Annotated in this window: 14 protein-coding genes; 1 reads left to right on the forward strand and 13 read right to left on the reverse strand. The window is 71.1% G+C overall.

Features of this window, described 5'->3' with window-relative positions; genetic code table 11:
- Positions 1 to 15: 15 nt before the first annotated feature.
- Entirely contained in the window at positions 16 to 1,590 is a 1,575-nt protein-coding gene (locus AB0C28_RS51095) for a thiamine pyrophosphate-binding protein (RefSeq protein WP_358083980.1), read from the forward strand.
- A 222-nt stretch (positions 1,591 to 1,812) separates the two neighbouring features.
- Here AB0C28_RS51095 and modA read toward each other — a convergent pair whose 3' ends face one another.
- From modA to AB0C28_RS51160, 13 genes are all read right to left on the reverse strand, one after another.
- Positions 1,813 to 2,622: a molybdate ABC transporter substrate-binding protein gene (gene modA / locus AB0C28_RS51100; protein WP_358083983.1), complete on the reverse strand. Its 810-nt coding sequence runs from the start codon at positions 2,620 to 2,622 to the stop codon at positions 1,813 to 1,815.
- Positions 2,623 to 2,919: 297 nt separating this feature from the next.
- Positions 2,920 to 4,080, reverse strand: a complete 1,161-nt coding sequence (locus AB0C28_RS51105) for an NAD-dependent formate dehydrogenase (protein WP_358083986.1) — start codon at positions 4,078 to 4,080, stop codon at positions 2,920 to 2,922.
- A 468-nt stretch (positions 4,081 to 4,548) separates the two neighbouring features.
- Positions 4,549 to 4,830, reverse strand: coding sequence for a DUF1876 domain-containing protein (locus AB0C28_RS51110; protein ID WP_358083989.1), 282 nt, complete (start codon positions 4,828 to 4,830; stop codon positions 4,549 to 4,551).
- A gap of 186 nt (positions 4,831 to 5,016) precedes the next feature.
- Positions 5,017 to 5,508: a VOC family protein gene (locus AB0C28_RS51115; RefSeq protein ID WP_358083992.1), complete on the reverse strand. Its 492-nt coding sequence runs from the start codon at positions 5,506 to 5,508 to the stop codon at positions 5,017 to 5,019.
- 68 nt (positions 5,509 to 5,576) lie between these two features.
- Positions 5,577 to 5,873: a TetR family transcriptional regulator gene (locus AB0C28_RS51120; protein WP_357849120.1), complete on the reverse strand. Its 297-nt coding sequence runs from the start codon at positions 5,871 to 5,873 to the stop codon at positions 5,577 to 5,579.
- Positions 5,874 to 5,907: 34 nt separating this feature from the next.
- On the reverse strand, positions 5,908 to 7,545 hold the full coding sequence (locus AB0C28_RS51125; protein ID WP_358083995.1) for an FAD-dependent monooxygenase: 1,638 nt from the start codon (positions 7,543 to 7,545) through the stop codon (positions 5,908 to 5,910).
- 246 nt (positions 7,546 to 7,791) lie between these two features.
- The gene (locus AB0C28_RS51130; protein ID WP_358083998.1) at positions 7,792 to 8,652 is read right to left on the reverse strand and encodes an ABC transporter ATP-binding protein; all 861 of its coding nucleotides are present in this window, start codon (positions 8,650 to 8,652) and stop codon (positions 7,792 to 7,794) included.
- Positions 8,649 to 9,902 (reverse strand): Na+/H+ antiporter NhaA, encoded by a 1,254-nt coding sequence (nhaA, locus tag AB0C28_RS51135; protein ID WP_358084000.1) that lies wholly within the window; start codon positions 9,900 to 9,902, stop codon positions 8,649 to 8,651. The genes AB0C28_RS51130 and nhaA overlap by 4 nt, the downstream gene beginning before the upstream one ends.
- A 177-nt stretch (positions 9,903 to 10,079) precedes the next feature.
- Complete coding sequence (locus tag AB0C28_RS51140) at positions 10,080 to 11,432, reverse strand: potassium transporter TrkG (RefSeq protein ID WP_357849114.1); 1,353 nt, start codon at positions 11,430 to 11,432, stop codon at positions 10,080 to 10,082.
- A 491-nt stretch (positions 11,433 to 11,923) separates the two neighbouring features.
- Positions 11,924 to 12,532: a TetR/AcrR family transcriptional regulator gene (locus AB0C28_RS51145; RefSeq protein WP_358084003.1), complete on the reverse strand. Its 609-nt coding sequence runs from the start codon at positions 12,530 to 12,532 to the stop codon at positions 11,924 to 11,926.
- A gap of 43 nt (positions 12,533 to 12,575) precedes the next feature.
- Positions 12,576 to 12,896 (reverse strand): hypothetical protein, encoded by a 321-nt coding sequence (locus AB0C28_RS51150; protein WP_358084006.1) that lies wholly within the window; start codon positions 12,894 to 12,896, stop codon positions 12,576 to 12,578.
- Positions 12,893 to 13,591, reverse strand: a complete 699-nt coding sequence (locus AB0C28_RS51155; RefSeq protein ID WP_357849105.1) for a hypothetical protein — start codon at positions 13,589 to 13,591, stop codon at positions 12,893 to 12,895. The genes AB0C28_RS51150 and AB0C28_RS51155 overlap by 4 nt, the downstream gene beginning before the upstream one ends.
- 12 nt (positions 13,592 to 13,603) lie before the next feature.
- Positions 13,604 to 14,749 carry an FAD-dependent oxidoreductase gene (locus tag AB0C28_RS51160; protein ID WP_358084009.1) on the reverse strand — a complete coding sequence of 382 codons (1,146 nt, stop codon included), beginning with the start codon at positions 14,747 to 14,749 and terminating at the stop codon, positions 13,604 to 13,606.
- Positions 14,750 to 14,802: the final 53 nt, after the last annotated feature.

Here is a 14,802-nt window from a genome sequence, read left to right on the forward strand (position 1 = left end):
GTTGGGGAGGCGGGCGTGAGGACCGGGGGCGACCTGGTCGCCGAGACGCTGGCCGCGCTCGGCGCCAGGACGGTGTTCGGCGAGCCGGGCCAGCACGCGCTCGCCCTGTTCGACGCGTTGCGCCGCTCGCCGCTGCGCTATGTCGGCTGCCGTACCGAACTGGGCGTCGCCTTCGCCGCCGACGGACACGCGCGGGCCACCGGGACGGTGACCCCGTTCATGGTCTCCACGGGACCCGGCGCGCTGGCGACCCTGCCCGCCCTGATGGAGTCGCGCCTGGCCTGCGCGCCCGTCGTCGGGATCTCCAGTCAGATCCCGTCCGACGGGCTGGGCGGCCGCAGGAAGGGCTACCTCCACGAGCTCCCCGACCAGGCGGCCTCCTTCCGCGGCGTGGCCACCTCGGTCCAGGTCGTGCGGGCGGCCGCGCAGATTCCCTCCGCCCTGGCCCAGGCATGGGAGGCGGCGCTCAGTGTGCCGCAGGGGCCCGCGTGGGTGGAGATCCCGCAGGACGTCCTGCTCGCGCCCACGGACGTCCCGCCTCCGGCCGACCTGAGCGTGCGTCCGCGCACGCCCCTTCCCCGCGCCGAGCTGGTACGGCAGGCCGCGCAGGCGCTCGACTCCGCCTCGAACCCCGTCATCCTGGCAGGCGGCGGGGCGTCCCTGTCCGGGGCGGGGCCGGAGCTCCTCGCCCTGGCCGAGAAGCTGCGCTCGCCGGTGGCCACCACGTTCGCCGCGAAGGGCGTCTTCCCCCACGAGCACCCGCTGTCGCTGCGGTCGTGGCTGGAGGACCGGTACGTCACGGACTTCCTGGAGCAGGCGGACGTGCTGCTGGTCGCGGGCACGGGGCTGGGGGAGCTGTCCAGCAACTACCACACGATGCGCCCGAGGGGCCGCGTCATCCACATCGAGGCCGATGTGGGAAAGCTGGAGGCCAACACGAGCGGTTCGCTCGCCGTGCACGCCGACGCCAAGGTGACGCTGGGCGCGCTCGCCTCGGCGGTGCGGCCGAGGGAAGCCGACGGGCGCGCGGAAGCGGCCGTGGCCGGCGTACTGCGGCGGGTGCGTGATCGGCTCAGCGGCCACGAGCAGGAGTTCGCGCTCCTGGAGGCCATCCCCACCGGCGTGCTGTCGTTCTGGGACATGACGATACTGACCTACTGGGCATGGTCGGCCTTCCCCGGACCCATGTGGTCGGCGCAGGGCGCGGGCGGCCTCGGCTACGCGCTGCCCGCCGCACTCGGCGCGGCCGCCTCGGGCCGGCGCGCGCTCGCGATCTCCGGCGACGGCGGGGCGATGTACGGCCTGGCCGAACTCGCCACCATGCGCCAGCACGACCTGGACGTCACCTGGCTGATCGTCGACGACGGGGGTTACGGGATCCTGCGCGAGTACATGACGGACGCGTTCGGCGCCCCTACGGGCACCGAACTGGTCAGGCCGGACTTCACCGCCCTGGCCGCCTCGTTCGGCATCCCCGCCCGGACCGCCACCCCCGCCACTCTGGCCGGGCAGCTCACGGACGCACTGGACGAACCCGGCCCGAACGTCGTGGTCCTGCACGCTCGCCCCCGGATGTTCGCCCAGACCTAGAACGGAATCCGGCGGTGGAACCCATGGACGGGCTGCCGAGTACTCCGGTGACGATTCGCGATGATGGGCCGGGTGTGCGCTGGCGGTGACAGTGCCGTGCTGGGGCCTGGTGGCATCGGCGCCAGGGTGAGCGCGGGCGGAGGTGTGCAGGTTCCCGCCTGGCACGTGCCGCCCGCGCCCACCCCTCGGTTCCCGTTCGCCTTTCGCTCTCGGGTGAGCTCGTCAGGGGGCTTCGAAGCCGGCCTTGGTCAGTACGTCCTTGCCCTGCTGCGACAGCACGAGGTCCACGAACCGCTTGGCCGCGTCACCGGCCGGAGCCTTGGCCAGGATGGCGATCGGGTAGTCGTTGATCGCCTGGCCGGCCTCGGGGAACTCGATGCCCCGCACCTTCCCGGCGGAGGCGATGACGTCGGTCTTGTAGACCAGCGCCGCGTCCACCTCGCCCAGCTCCACCTTGGTCAGCGTGGCCTTGACGTCCTGCTCCAGGGTGACCGGCTTGACCTGCAGCTTGGCCGCGTCGAGGGCCTTGACGGCCGCCGCGCCGCACGGCACCTGCTCGGCGCAGAGCGCCACCTTCACCTTGGGGTCGGTGAGGTCCTTCAGCTCGTCCACCTTGGCCGGGTTGTCGGCGGGCACGGCGATCTGCAGCTTGTTCTGCACGAACGTGGTCGGCGCGCTCGCCAGGGACGCGTCCGTGACGGTCTTCATGGTGGCCGGGCTGGCGGCGGCGAACACGTCGGCCGGGGCGCCCTGGACGATCTGCTGCGCCAGAGTCGCGCTGGAGCCGAAGTTGAACTTCACCGTCGTGCCCGGATGCGCGGCCTCGTACGCCATACCGAGCTCGGTGAACGTTCCGGTCAGCGAGGCCGCCGCGAACACCGTCACCTCCTTCGCCGCCGCGGGAGCGGGGGCGGAGGCGGATCCGGACGTCGTGGACGCGGCCGGTTCGCCGGAGCCGCAACCGGACAGGCCCGCGAGCGCCAGCGCGACGGGCAGGGCGGTCGCCCATCGGGACATACGCCTGAACACCAAAGGGGCTCCTTACAGGTAACTGGCCACGCGCTCGTGGCCGCCGACCCCGAGCAGCGCCGCGGTCCCACTGATCCGAAACGTGGCCACAAGCCCTCACCTTACCTGGCGCACTTGCAAGATTGAATGCCTGTTTTCCGTTGTATTAGCAGCCTGATCGAGGGTAATGGCATGGCATCCACGAGAGGGAGCGCGTCTTCGCCGGCCCCTGCTCGCGGACGTGCTCAAGTCGACCCGGACGTGCTCGACCGATCCCTTCGGTCCCGGAGGCGAGGGCCGGGGCCGAAGGGACGGGACGGGTCAGGTCCGCGTGGAGTAGGAGTGGGCGCCGGTGCCGGCCAGTGCGCCGCCCTCGACGATCAGGTACTCCTCGCGGATCGCCGTGCCGTCCAGCCACGCCTCCAGGATCTCGCGGGTGCCGGCGGCGTAGCGGGCCTGCGCCGACAGCGAGGAGCCGGAGATGTGCGGGGTCATGCCGTGGTGCGGCATCGTCCGCCACGGGTGGTCGGCGGGGGCGGGCTGCGGGTACCAGACGTCGCCGGCGTACCCGGCGAGCTGCCCGCTCTCCAGCGCGCGGACGATCGCGTCCCGATCGGCGATCTTCGCGCGGGCGGTGTTGATCAGGTACGCGCCGCGCCTCATCGACGCGATCAGCTCGTCGCCGAACAGGCCCTCCGTCTCCGGGTGCAGCGGCGCGTTGACGGTCACCACGTCGCAGTGCGGGACCATGGCGCCGGCGTCGGGGTGGAAGGTGAGCCCGAGCTCCTCCTCGACCTCGGCCGGCAGCCGGTGCCGGTCGGTGTAGTGCAGGTGCACGCCGAACGGCTTGAGCCGGCGCAGCACCGCCGTGCCGATGCGGCCGGCCGCGACGGTGCCGATGTGCATGCCCTCCACGTCGTAGGAGCGGGCGACGCAGTCGGCGATGTTCCAGCCGCCGTCCAGCACCGTCCGATGGGACGGCAGGTAGTTGCGGACCAGGGACAGGATCATCATCACGACGTGCTCGGCGACGCTGATGCTGTTGCAGTAGGTGACCTCGGCGACCGTGATGCCGCGGGCGATGGCGGCGTCCAGGTCCACGTGGTCGGAGCCGATGCCGGCGGTGACGGCCAGCTTCAGCCTGGGGGCGCGGGCGATGCGCTCGGCGGTAAGGTACGCGGGCCAGAACGGCTGCGAGATCACCACGTCGGCGTCGGCCAGTTCGCGGTCGAAGGCCGAGTCGTCGCCGTCCTTGTCGGAGGTGACCACCAGGGTGTGCCCGCGCTCTTCGAGGAAGCGGCGCAGCCCCAGCTCGCCCGAGACGCTGCCGAGCAGGGTGCCGGGGGTGAAGTCGATGCCCTTGGGGCTGGGCAGCGTCTGGCCGCCCGGATAGCCGGTCAGCTCGGGCAGGCCGTCGCGGGCGTAGGAGGTGGGGTATCCCTCGATCGGGTCGTCGTACAGCACGCACAGCACCTTGGCCATGGTTTCCGCTCCTCGTCGTCTCGGGGTGGTGATCACACTCTCCGCCGACGAGTTTGCGCAGGTCAAAGCGTTTGTTTCTATCGTCTGATAGGTGCCGGCTATGACTCGGCCGGGCGGGCGCCGACGCGCGGCCGCAGTCGCACGTCGCCCAGCCCATGGCCTGACGGGACATGGCGGCACCCGCCTGGCGGGGAGTCCGGCGCGGGTGACCCGCCGTCCAACAGGGCCGCCGCCATGAGGACGCTGCCATCATCGGGATGGGGACTCGGCGGCTTGGCAGCCACTCCGTGGGCATTCCTGTTGTCCGGTTCGGGGCCTTTCCCGGAGGCAGAGCTCCGGGCCGCCCGCCGTCCCCGCCGCAGCGGGTGTCGTACTGTCATGATCGCCTGTTCCGGTGTCGCCTCCCAGGGCCTTTCGGCCCTGGCAGGCGTGCCGATGGGCCCATCGTTCCTGAGCTGCCTCGCGGTTTCACCACGAACGGCTCGCGACCGGTGAGCCGGCGATCTCGGCGATCTCGGCGATGTCGCGTTGTGTGACGACCGCCAGCTTGTCGGCGAGGTCGGCCAGCGCGCGTGAGGCCGCCAGCTCGTCGCCGATCTCCGGCACCGCCGGGTCCGTCGGGTTGCGGCGGGCGTGACCGATGCCGGTCAGGCGATCCTGCCCGTCCCTGGTGGTCAGCACCGCGCGGGCGTGCGTGTCGTCGCCGACCTCGGCCAGGTTGATCTGTACGGTCCATTCCTTGGCTTCCATGATCATTTCCCCCTTCACGATGGTTCACGTGCTTTCATCGCACCGCCCGGTACGTCGGGACGGCAGAGGCGAATGTCCCGACGTACCTACCGAAGGGACTCCTCCCCACGTGGCGAGGTGGTATTCGGCCGCTGGAGCCGCCGGGTCGAGCACGGTCACGGGACCGGCTCGGGTTGTCTCGGATGGTCACCGGGCGCGGTGGCGAGGCGTACTCCCACCAGAATCAGGACGAGCCCGGCGACCAGCAGGATCCCCGTGGTGACGAAGAGGGCGGCAGTGGCCCAGGCGCACTGTGGTGGCGGTGTGCACCGGCGCCAGATGCGTATGGTGGGTGATCTTGTCGGCCTGGTCGGCGAAGAACGCGTCGAACGGCTCGGCGATCCCCCGGTGGCCCGCCGCGACGAGCTCGGCGTACGTGGCGTCCACCCCGGACGGGGTGTGGAACTCGAAGCACGGCAGGGTACGCGGCCCGCCGGTCGGCGCGCTCCAGCCGGGCAGGAACGGCGTGCGGAAGCCCTCGGTGTCCAGCATGGCGTGCAGCCCGTTCGGCAGATCACAGCCGGCGTGCTCGGGCGAGTGCTCGTCGAGCTTGAACTCCACGCCCAGGCAGGCGTAGAAGGCGATCGAGGCGTCCAGGTCGGACACCACGATGTCGATGGTGTTCAGGGTGGGATGCATGAGGCGTTCCTTCGGGCTCGATCGGTGAGGTGAGGGCCAGGCGGCCCCGCGAGATTCCCCGTTCGGGCTCACCTCGCCTGACCACGAGCCGACACTGCGACATGCCCGCTCGGCAGCGCGGCCGCGGCCACGCCGTCGGCCACCCCCTTGATCCCGACTGCCGGGCTCGCGGTCATCTCCGCCGCCGCCTGGATGACGCCTTCGATGATCTGCTGCGGGTCGAGTGCCTGGATGTCGTCGGGGGAGGGGACCAGGTCGGCGCTGACCGTCTGCTCGACCGCCTGAGCGATCAGCTCCTCCTTGATGCTCCAGCGGCGGTAGACGGTGAGCTTGCCGACGTCGGCCCGTTTGGCGATCTGCTCCATGCTGGTGCCTTCGACGCCGCGTTCGATGAACAGGTCAAGGGCGGCGCGCAGGATGGCGATGTCGGTCTCGAGGTCGCGGGGGCGTCCGCGTCCTCGGCGGTCCGTCGAGCGAGTGCTCCGTCCAGCCAACGGGTGGGGTCGCCCTTGCAGGCCAAGTGGGCGTCCGGGCGTCGAGCATAGCGGGCAGCGGACCCACCGGGCGGAGGTGGACGACGTGCTCGCCGAGCCGCCGCCGGGCCGCCTCGAACAGGGACGCTTCGCCGAGGACGGCCCAGCGTCCGCGCAGTTCGGCGTGCAGCCGGGTACGGATGCCGTCGGCGCGCACGCAGGCCACATCGGCGATCCGGTCGCCGGAGCGCGGCCGGGAGCCGCGCCCGCCGAGTGGACCGCGCCGGTAGCTCACCCAGAGCTGTGAGGTGGTGTACGTGGTCCAGCGCTGCAGCACGGGCAGGTCGAACGCCGGCACCATGACGCGGTCGCGCAGGAACCGGCCGACGGGCCCTGCGGCGATGTTCATCCTGGTGGCGGCGGTGCTGCCACGCAGAATCTGGGTGGCCAGCGGGCGGCGCTCGGCCTCGTAGGTGTGCAGGAGCCGCTCGCCTGCCAGGCCGCCGATGCCGGTCAGCATGCCTTGCCCGCCGAAGGGGGCGTGCGCGTGCGCGAAGTCACCGGCCAGGAGGATCCGGCCCTGACGGTAGGTGTCGGCCAGGCGGCGGTGCACGCTGAACAACGACGCCCAGGACGCGTCCAGCAGCCGGCCGCCGAGGCCGTGGGTACGTTCGGGCAGGATGTGGCGCATCCGCTCGACGATCTGCTCCTCGGTGGGTTTGTCCTGGCGGAAGGCGGGGTCGTAGGCGAGCAGCCGCCACTGGCCGCCGGGCATCGGCATGGCGCCCAGCATGCCCTCCGGGTGCACCCAGCCGCTCGTGCCGGAGCGGTCGAGGGTGGTGTCGAGGCGGGCGTCCACGATCAGGAAACGCTCGCTGACCTTGACGCCGGGGAAGCCGATGCCGGCGAGCTTGCGTACGGTGCTGCCGGTCCCGTCGCAGCCGACCAGCCGGCGCGCTCGCACGGTGCGGCCGTCGCCCAGCGCGGCGGTGACGCCGTCGGCGTCCTGGCCGGCGCCCACCAGGGCGGAGCCCCATTCCGGCCGCCCGCTCAGCTCGGCCAGCCGGTCGCGCAACCGCGCCTCGACGCGGGCCTGGGAGATCACCATCGGGGGAGCGGCGGTGTGCAGGCCGGGATCGCCGAAGCGAATGCGCATCATCGGGCGGTCGCCGGCGTAGTTGGTGATGGTCATGGCCCGTACTGATTCCTCGGGCAGGCCACTGAGCGCATCCAGCCGGTCGAGCACCTCCGAGCCGCGTGCGTGGACGAAGTTGGCTCGCGACGTGGTGGCCGGCGCCTGAGCCCGGTCCATCACCGTGCCGCCCACCGCCAGGTCGAAGGCGAGCGCACCCGCCAGGGGGAGTCCCTGACCGGCCAGGCCCCCGGTGATCAGCAAGACGATGAGCAGGTTCGCGCCCGCGGCCAGGAGCACCGCCGAGACCGCGACGGCATGGCGGCCGACCGCGCACGCGCCGACCAGTTCGGCCCGGCCGGCCTCCTCCTCGGCCCGCGTGTGCCGGATCACCGTCAGCATGCTCATCAAGGCGGCCAGGACCGCTGTCATGGTGGTGGCCCGCCACGCGGTCAGCCCGCCTTACCGAGGTCGCGTCGAAGACCGGCCCGGTGAGCGCTTGCAGCGCGGGCGCCGCGCCGATCGTGACCCCTAGGGCGATGCGCTGACCCTCCTGCGGATACAACTCGGCGCTGGCCGCGGCGCTGGCCACGATGACGCCGACGATCACGACGATCCAGCCGGGCAGCGCGACCCGGTCGCGGTGCAGCATCAGCCGCAACAACGTCGGCGTGCCGGTCAGGCCGCGACCTGGTTGTGCCGCAGGAACAGCTCCTCCAAAGTGGCCGGCTGGCAGGTCGGCGTGCGCACGCCCGCGGCTGTGAGCATGGCGAGCACCGCCTGCAGGTGCTCGCCATCCGCCTGAAAACGTACGCGCGGGCCGTCGGCGATCAGGTCGTGCACGCCGGCCAGGCCGTCGGGGGTGCGCTCCAGTTCGGCGCTGATGGTGATACGGGTGAGCTGACGCAGCTCGGCCAGGGTGCCGGTCTGTACCGTCCGCCCCTCGCGGATGATCGTGACCTGGTCGCAGAGCGCCTCCACCTCCGACAGGACATGGCTGGACAGCAGCACGGTGCGGCCGCGGGCGCGTTCCTCGCCGACGACCTCACGGAACGCGGCCTCCATCAGCGGATCCAGGCCCGAGGTGGGCTCGTCGAGCAGCAGCAGTTCGACGTCCGATGCGAGCGCGGCGATCAGGGGCACCTTCTGCCGGCTGCCCTTCGAGCAGGCGCGGCCCTTCCCGCTGGGATCGAGGTCGAAGCGGTCCAGCAGCGCCGCCTTGCGCCGTGGGTCGAGCCCGCCGCGCAACCGGCCGAGCAGGTCGATGGCCTCCCCGCCGGACAGCGCGGGCCACAGGACGACGTCGCCTGGCACGTACGCCAGCCGCCGGCGCAACTCGACAGCGTCCCGCCACGGATGGCCGCCGAGCAGTTCGGCGTGACCGGAGTCGGCGCGCAGCAGACCGAGGAGGATGCGCAGAGTGGTGGTCTTGCCCGAGCCGTTCGGGCCGAGGAAGCCGTGCACCTCGCCGGTCCGTACGGCGTCGTCGGCTCTCCACCAGAAGAGAAGGCGTCGTCCGTCACCGGCCGTCCCGGTCATTCTTCCGCGAAGGAGGCTTGCTCGATGCGGCGGTACGCGTTGTTGCGCAGGCGGAGGATCGCGGCGGCGAGGAGGGCCGCGGCGAGGGAGCCGGTCAGCACCGCGATCTTGGTCAGGCCGTCGCGTTCGCTGCCGATGCCGAAGGCCAGCTCGCCGATCAGCAGGGAGACGGTGAAACCGATGCCGGCCAGGACCGACAGCCCGAGCACGTCCACCCAGGCCAGGTTCTCGTCGAGGTCGGCCCGGGTGAAGCGGGCCATCAGCCAGGTGGCCGCCATGACCCCCACGGGCTTGCCGATGACGAGGCCGGCCACGACGGCGAGGGCCACGGGGTCGGTCAGCGCCTCGGCCAGGCCGTCGAGCCCGCCGAGCGGCACGCCCGCCGACAGGAACGCGAACACCGGCACGGCCACGCCCGCCGACAGAGGCCGGAACCGGTGCTCGAAATGCTCGGCCAGGCCCGGACCCGGTCGCCTGCCCACGACGGGAACGGTGAAGGCGAGCAGGACTCCGGCGACGGTGGCGTGCACGCCGGACGCGTGAACCAGACCCCATGCCAGCGCGGCCAGCGGCAGCAGGAGCCACCAGGAACGAACCCCGCGCCGTACGAGGAAGGCGAAGACGGCCAGCGGAGCCGACGCGGCCAGCAGGGGGAGCGGCGCTAGATGCTCGGTGTAGAAGAGAGCGATGATCACGATGGCGAGCACGTCGTCGACGACGGCCAGAGTGAGCAGGAACGTGCGCAACGCGGCCGGCAGGTGGCGGCCGATGACCGCGAGCACCGCCAGCGCGAACGCGATGTCGGTGGCGGTGGGCACCGCCCACCCCTTGGCGGCCTCCGCGCCGGCGCCGCTCGTGATGAGCAGGTAGACGGCGGCAGGCACGAGCACTCCGGCGACCGCGGCCGCGATCGGGATGGCGGCGCGCCGGGGATCGCGCAGGTCTCCGGCGACGAACTCGCGCTTGAGCTCCAGGCCGGCCACGAAGAAGAAGACGGCCAGCAGCCCGTCCGCGGCCCAGGTGGCCAGGCTTAGATCCAGGTGCAGGGCGGCGGGGCCGATCTTGACGGCGCGCAGCCCTTCGTAGGATTCGGCCCAAGGCGAGTTCGCCCAGAGCATGCCGAGCACCGCGCCCGCGAGCAGCAGCGCGCCCCCGACGGTTTCGGTGCGCAGGATGTCGACGACACGTCGGGCTTCTCTCCAGGAACCGGGGCTGAACAGGCGAAAGCCACGTGGCGGTGCTTGGGTCAAGGGGGACTCCAGGAAGGGTCGGCGACAGAACAGCCGACCAGGCTTCCCGGCACACCACCCCCTAATCTACCCGCCTTTCACTTATGTACGCGAATATCCCTGTTTGTCGGTCTGCAGGCCTCCCTCTGTGGCCCCGGTCACGGGCAGCAGGATGATCGGCCGGTCGCTGCCCGGCTGTCAGCCGAGTATCACCTTTTCCTCTGGCAGTTCGTAACGGCGGGTGCGCTGTTTCAGCGCGAGTGCCGACCCCAGCGTGAGCGGGCCGATGCGGCCGATGTACATCAGCACACTGAGCAGCACGTGCCCGGCCAGGGAGGTGTGAGCGGTGATGCCGGTGGACAGGCCGTTGGTGGCGAAGGCGGAGATGACCTCGAACAGCACCTGGTCGAGGCCGTGTGGAGTCATGATGAGCAGCAGCCAGGTGGAGAGGGCGACCAGGATGACGCCCAGCAGGCCGATGGACAGTGCCTGGCGTTGAGTCGCGGAGGGCAGCCGCCGGTGGCCGATGTTGACCTGATGCTCGCCGCGCAGTTCGGACCAGATGATGAAGAGCAGGAAGCCGAATGTGGTGACCTTGATGCCGCCCGCGGTTCCGGCGCTGCCCCCGCCGATGAACATCAGCACGTCGGTGACCAGCCAGGAGGAGGGGTACATCTGGCTGATGTCGAGGGTGTTGAAGCCGCCGGAGCGCGGCATGACGGCGGCGAAGAAGGCGGCCAGCAGTTTGCCGGAGTCGTCCAGCGGGCCCATCGTGCCCGGATTGCGCCACTCGGTCATCAGGAACGCGAGGGTGCCGACGCCGAGGAGCAGGGCGCTCAGTCCGACGGTGACGCGGGTCAGTACAGACCAGCGCCACGGGTGTCGCCAGGTGCGCAACAGCTCGAAGACGACCGGATAGCCGAGGCCGCCGACGATGACCGCCAGGGCGATGGTCAGGCAGATCCACGGGTCGGTGACGAAGCGCATCAGGTTGTCCGGCCAGAGCGCGAAGCCGGCATTGTTGAACGCCGATACCCCATGGAAGATGCCGAGATAGACGGCTCGGCCCAGCGGCTCGCCGTACCCGGTGATGAACCGTACGGCGAGAACGACGGCGATGGCCGCCTCGCAGATCAGGCTGAACGTCACGACCTTGCGCAGCACGTGCCGCAGATCGGCGGCGACCACCGACTTGGTCTCTAACTGGGCGGACAGCCTGGCCCGCAGGCCGATGCGGTGGGCGACGATGACCATGATCAGCGTGGCGAGCGTCATGATGCCCAGCCCGCCGGCTTGGATGAGCAGGACGATCACTACTTCACCGAACACCGACCAGTGCGTCCCGGTGTCGACCACGACCAGGCCGGTCACGCAGACGGCGGAGGTGGCGGTGAACAACGCGGTGAGCCAGTGGGAGCTGTCCCCTTCCGCGGTGGCCAGCGGGGTGCCGAGCAGGAGTGTCCCGAGCAGCACCGCCGAGCCGAACCCGGCCGCGATGACCACGGTCGGATGCCGGCCACGCCCCGGCACAGCCGGGCGGCGCCGCGTCATGAGATCGCCCGGCGCTGCGGCTTGCCGGACATGCTGACAACGCCGTCATCCATTGCGGAGGTTCCGTTCGGTCGCGCGGCCATAGACGTCGCCGACCAGACTTCCCGGCACTCCGGGCCATACCGTAGCGCAGTGCGGCGCACGAGCGGAACAAGCCGGCCCGTGCCGAGCGCGTGCACGGATCGATCACCCGCTTGCGTAGCAGCTTGGCTGATAGCTGTACGTCGGGGATCGGGCACGTGGCACCGGCAGTGGTTCGGGAGGGGTACGACGAGGCGGTTTCGAGTGCCTTGGGAACCCCTGGGCGCAGAGTCCGCATGGCGTACGTGTCGCCGGGCACCTGTGCGGCGCGCCCGTGACGCGTGCATGAGCGTCTCCTGACAGAGCCGACAGATCCCCTTCAAGGACCCGAAGTCAGTCGGAGGCTGGGTCAAACCCTGCCGGGAGACGCTCACCTCCATCATCACCGTCAGAGGTGGGCGACGGCCTCGTCACTGCTTCGCCTGGGTGAGGCCGGTGGCGACGAGGTCGACGAGCCGGTCGAGGATCTTCGGGTACAGCTCGGGGCTGGCCAGCCGGTCCCGGTACAGCGGCATCATGAGGACGGCCTGCAACACGCCGACGATCACCTCCGGGTCGTCGCCGGCGAGGTCGTCGCTGTGCTCGGTCAGGTAGGCCGCCAGGGCGGTGACCGGGTTGTCCGGGGCGGAGGTGACGCGTTCGAGGTCCAGTTTCCTGGCCACCGCCGCCATCTCCTCGGGGTGGGTCATCAGTCTGCCGTAGAGGGGGTTGCCGTCCAGCTCGGCCAGCGTGGCGTGCAGGAAGGCGCGCAGCCCGGCGCGAGTGCCGGCCTCCTTGCGCAATGCTCCGTCGATGACCCTGCTCTTGACCTCGGCCATCTGGGCGAGCATCAGCTCCAGATAGAGCGCCTCCTTGGAGTCGAAGAAGACGTAGAAGGTGCTTTTGGCGATGCCGGTCCCGGCGACCAGGTCCTCCAGGGAAGTCTTGCGCAGCCCTTGCGTGGTGAACAGGCGCAGGCCGTTGTCCAGGAGCAGCCGCGTGATGTGCGCCTTTTCCGCGGCCGAGAAGGCGGGAGGCATGAGGTTCACCTTCCGAAGGTGGAAACACGTCGATCAGATGTTTTCACGATGTGCGGCGAGGACGGACCAGCTCCAGGATGTGCTGCTCCTGAGCCGGGTCGAACCACTGGGCCGGGGACGGAGCGTCAGAGCGAGGGGCGGGATCGCCTTCGCGCCGCAGCCAGGCCCATGTGTCGGCCAGGGTCTCGCGCAGCGGCCGGAGGATGAGCCCCGCCGCCAGGGCGGCGGAGACGTCGGCGTCGTGGATGCCCGTCGGGCAGGGGTTGCCGGGGTAGCGCAGCCCGAACTCCATGCCGAGCGGGAAGCCCTCCCGTTCCAGCAGCTCCGCGGGCGCCCACACCAGCTCGGCGTCAGAGCCGATCACCTGCGAGGCCGTGGTGAGCAGGTCGCCGATCGTGGTGTGCCCGGCCGGCCCGGCGACGTTGAACGTCCCGCCGATGCCACGTTCTGCCGCCGCCAGCATCCAGGCCGCCAGGTCGATGGCGTCGATGTACTGCAGGGCCGCGCCGGCCGGTCCGGGGGCGAGCACGGGACCGCCGCGTTCGAGCCGCCGCAGCCACCAGGGATGCGGCCGACGTCCTCGTACGGGCCGAGGATCATGCCCGCCCTGGCCAGCAGGGCACGCTCGCCGAACGCCTCCAGCACGGCCAGCTCGCCACCGCGCTTGGCCGCGGCGTAGTCGCTGCCGTCCTGACTGCCGGGATCGCCCGCCACGAGCGGTGCGCTCTCGTCGGCTCCGGCCGGCCAGGGCCAGGCGTACCCGCCGCGGCTGGAGACGTAACCGTAGTGTCGTGCACGGTCGGCCAGCAGCCGGGCGCTGTCCCGGACCGCGTTCGGCGCCCACGCCCAGGTGTCGATCACCGCGTCCCAGGAACGCTCGCCGAGCGCCCGCCATACCGTATCGGGGGCGGTGCGATCGGCGACCAGCGCTTCGACGCCCGGCGCCGGCGGGCGCGACAGCCCGCGGTTGAGTGTGGTGACGGTGTCGCCGCGCCGCAGCGCCACCTCTACCAGCGAGCGGCCCACATGGTGGGTGCCGCCCATGACCAGTACGCGCATCGCCATCTCCGTTCAGCCCGCCAGCTGGAACTTGCGCTCGACCAGCCGGCGCACCGGCCCCCACGACGACAGCCGCAGCGGAAGCTGGGTCAGCTCCAGCACCAGCGGGTTGCGTGGGGCGTAGATGCCCTTCACCCGGCGGCCGAGCCGCTGCTTCTTCTCCGCCTCCGGCCTCAGCTCCGCCTCCCACTCCGCCAGCGCGGACAGGACGTCGTCGCCGTGCCGCGCCAGGGCCGCGCCCAGCCGGTCGGCACCGCCGACAGCCAGCGAGGAGCCATAGCCGGCGAACAGTGTCACGCACCAGGCCGCGTCACCGAGCAGCACGACCCTGCCCTTGCTCCACCGATCCACCACCATCTGGCTGATGCTGTCGAAGTAGACCGATTCGGCCGTCTCAAGCCCTTCCAGCGCCTGGGGGACGAGCCATCCCATGTCGCCGTAGATGGTGCGCAGCTCCTCCAGCGACGCTCCCGCCCGGCCGCCATCGGTGCGGTAGCCGAAGAAGGCGGCCGTACGGCCGTCGCCGACGCTCATCCTCGCGAACGTACGGCCGCCCGCGCTGATCGAGCCGGTCGTCTCGGCAGGCAGACCCTCGGGTCGCTCCTTCAGCATGTAGACCGCCACCCGGTGCCCCAGGTCGAGCCGGTGGTCCTCCTCCGGGCCGAACACCAGGGCCCGCGTCGCCGAGTGCAGCCCGTCGGCGCCGACGAGCAGGTCGGCACGTTCGGTGCCGCCATCGCTGAGCGAGACTCGCACCGTGTCCGCGTCCTGCTCGACGGCCGTGATCGTGGTGCCGAACCGGATGGTCACGTGATCGGCGACGGCCTCGTACAGCACCGCCTCGATGTCACCGCGCAGGATGTTGAACGACTTCTTGCCCATGGTGGCCGCGATCGTCTCGCCGCTGAGCGCGAAGCGGCGCTCGCCGCTGGGCTTGCGGTAAACCAGCTCGCGCGTCACGAAGGCGCGCCGCCTCAGCTCCGGCAGGACGCCCATCCGCTCGGCCCCGTCATGACCGATGCCGCCGAACGTCACCCCGTAACCGCCACCGCGCCGCGCCGGGGCCCGCTCGACCACCAGGCTGTCCCAGCCCGCCTGGTGCAGGCGCAGCGCCGCGGCGAGTCCGGCGATTCCCGCTCCGATGATGATGGCACGCATGTCCGCGTACCCCCTTCCGTTGTGTCCATAAAAACAGATAGTAGATTTGTTTT

Origin of the sequence: Nonomuraea sp. NPDC048892 (genome assembly GCF_040649735.1) — a bacterium.
Lineage (GTDB): Bacteria > Actinomycetota > Actinomycetes > Streptosporangiales > Streptosporangiaceae > Nonomuraea > Nonomuraea maheshkhaliensis.

Coding starts and splice junctions, on each gene's coding strand:
- AB0C28_RS51105 (WP_358083986.1), bottom strand. CDS start 4,080: ATGGCCAAGGTGCTGTGCGTGCTGTACGACGACCCGATCGAGGGATAC.
- AB0C28_RS51110 (WP_358083989.1), bottom strand. CDS start 4,830: ATGGAAGCCAAGGAATGGACCGTACAGATCAACCTGGCCGAGGTCGGC.
- AB0C28_RS51115 (WP_358083992.1), bottom strand. CDS start 5,508: ATGCATCCCACCCTGAACACCATCGACATCGTGGTGTCCGACCTGGAC.
- AB0C28_RS51120 (WP_357849120.1), bottom strand. CDS start 5,873: ATGGAGCAGATCGCCAAACGGGCCGACGTCGGCAAGCTCACCGTCTAC.
- AB0C28_RS51125 (WP_358083995.1), bottom strand. CDS start 7,545: ATGACAGCGGTCCTGGCCGCCTTGATGAGCATGCTGACGGTGATCCGG.
- AB0C28_RS51130 (WP_358083998.1), bottom strand. CDS start 8,652: ATGACCGGGACGGCCGGTGACGGACGACGCCTTCTCTTCTGGTGGAGA.
- AB0C28_RS51140 (WP_357849114.1), bottom strand. CDS start 11,432: ATGACGCGGCGCCGCCCGGCTGTGCCGGGGCGTGGCCGGCATCCGACC.
- AB0C28_RS51145 (WP_358084003.1), bottom strand. CDS start 12,532: ATGCCTCCCGCCTTCTCGGCCGCGGAAAAGGCGCACATCACGCGGCTG.
- AB0C28_RS51155 (WP_357849105.1), bottom strand. CDS start 13,591: ATGCGCGTACTGGTCATGGGCGGCACCCACCATGTGGGCCGCTCGCTG.
- AB0C28_RS51160 (WP_358084009.1), bottom strand. CDS start 14,749: ATGCGTGCCATCATCATCGGAGCGGGAATCGCCGGACTCGCCGCGGCG.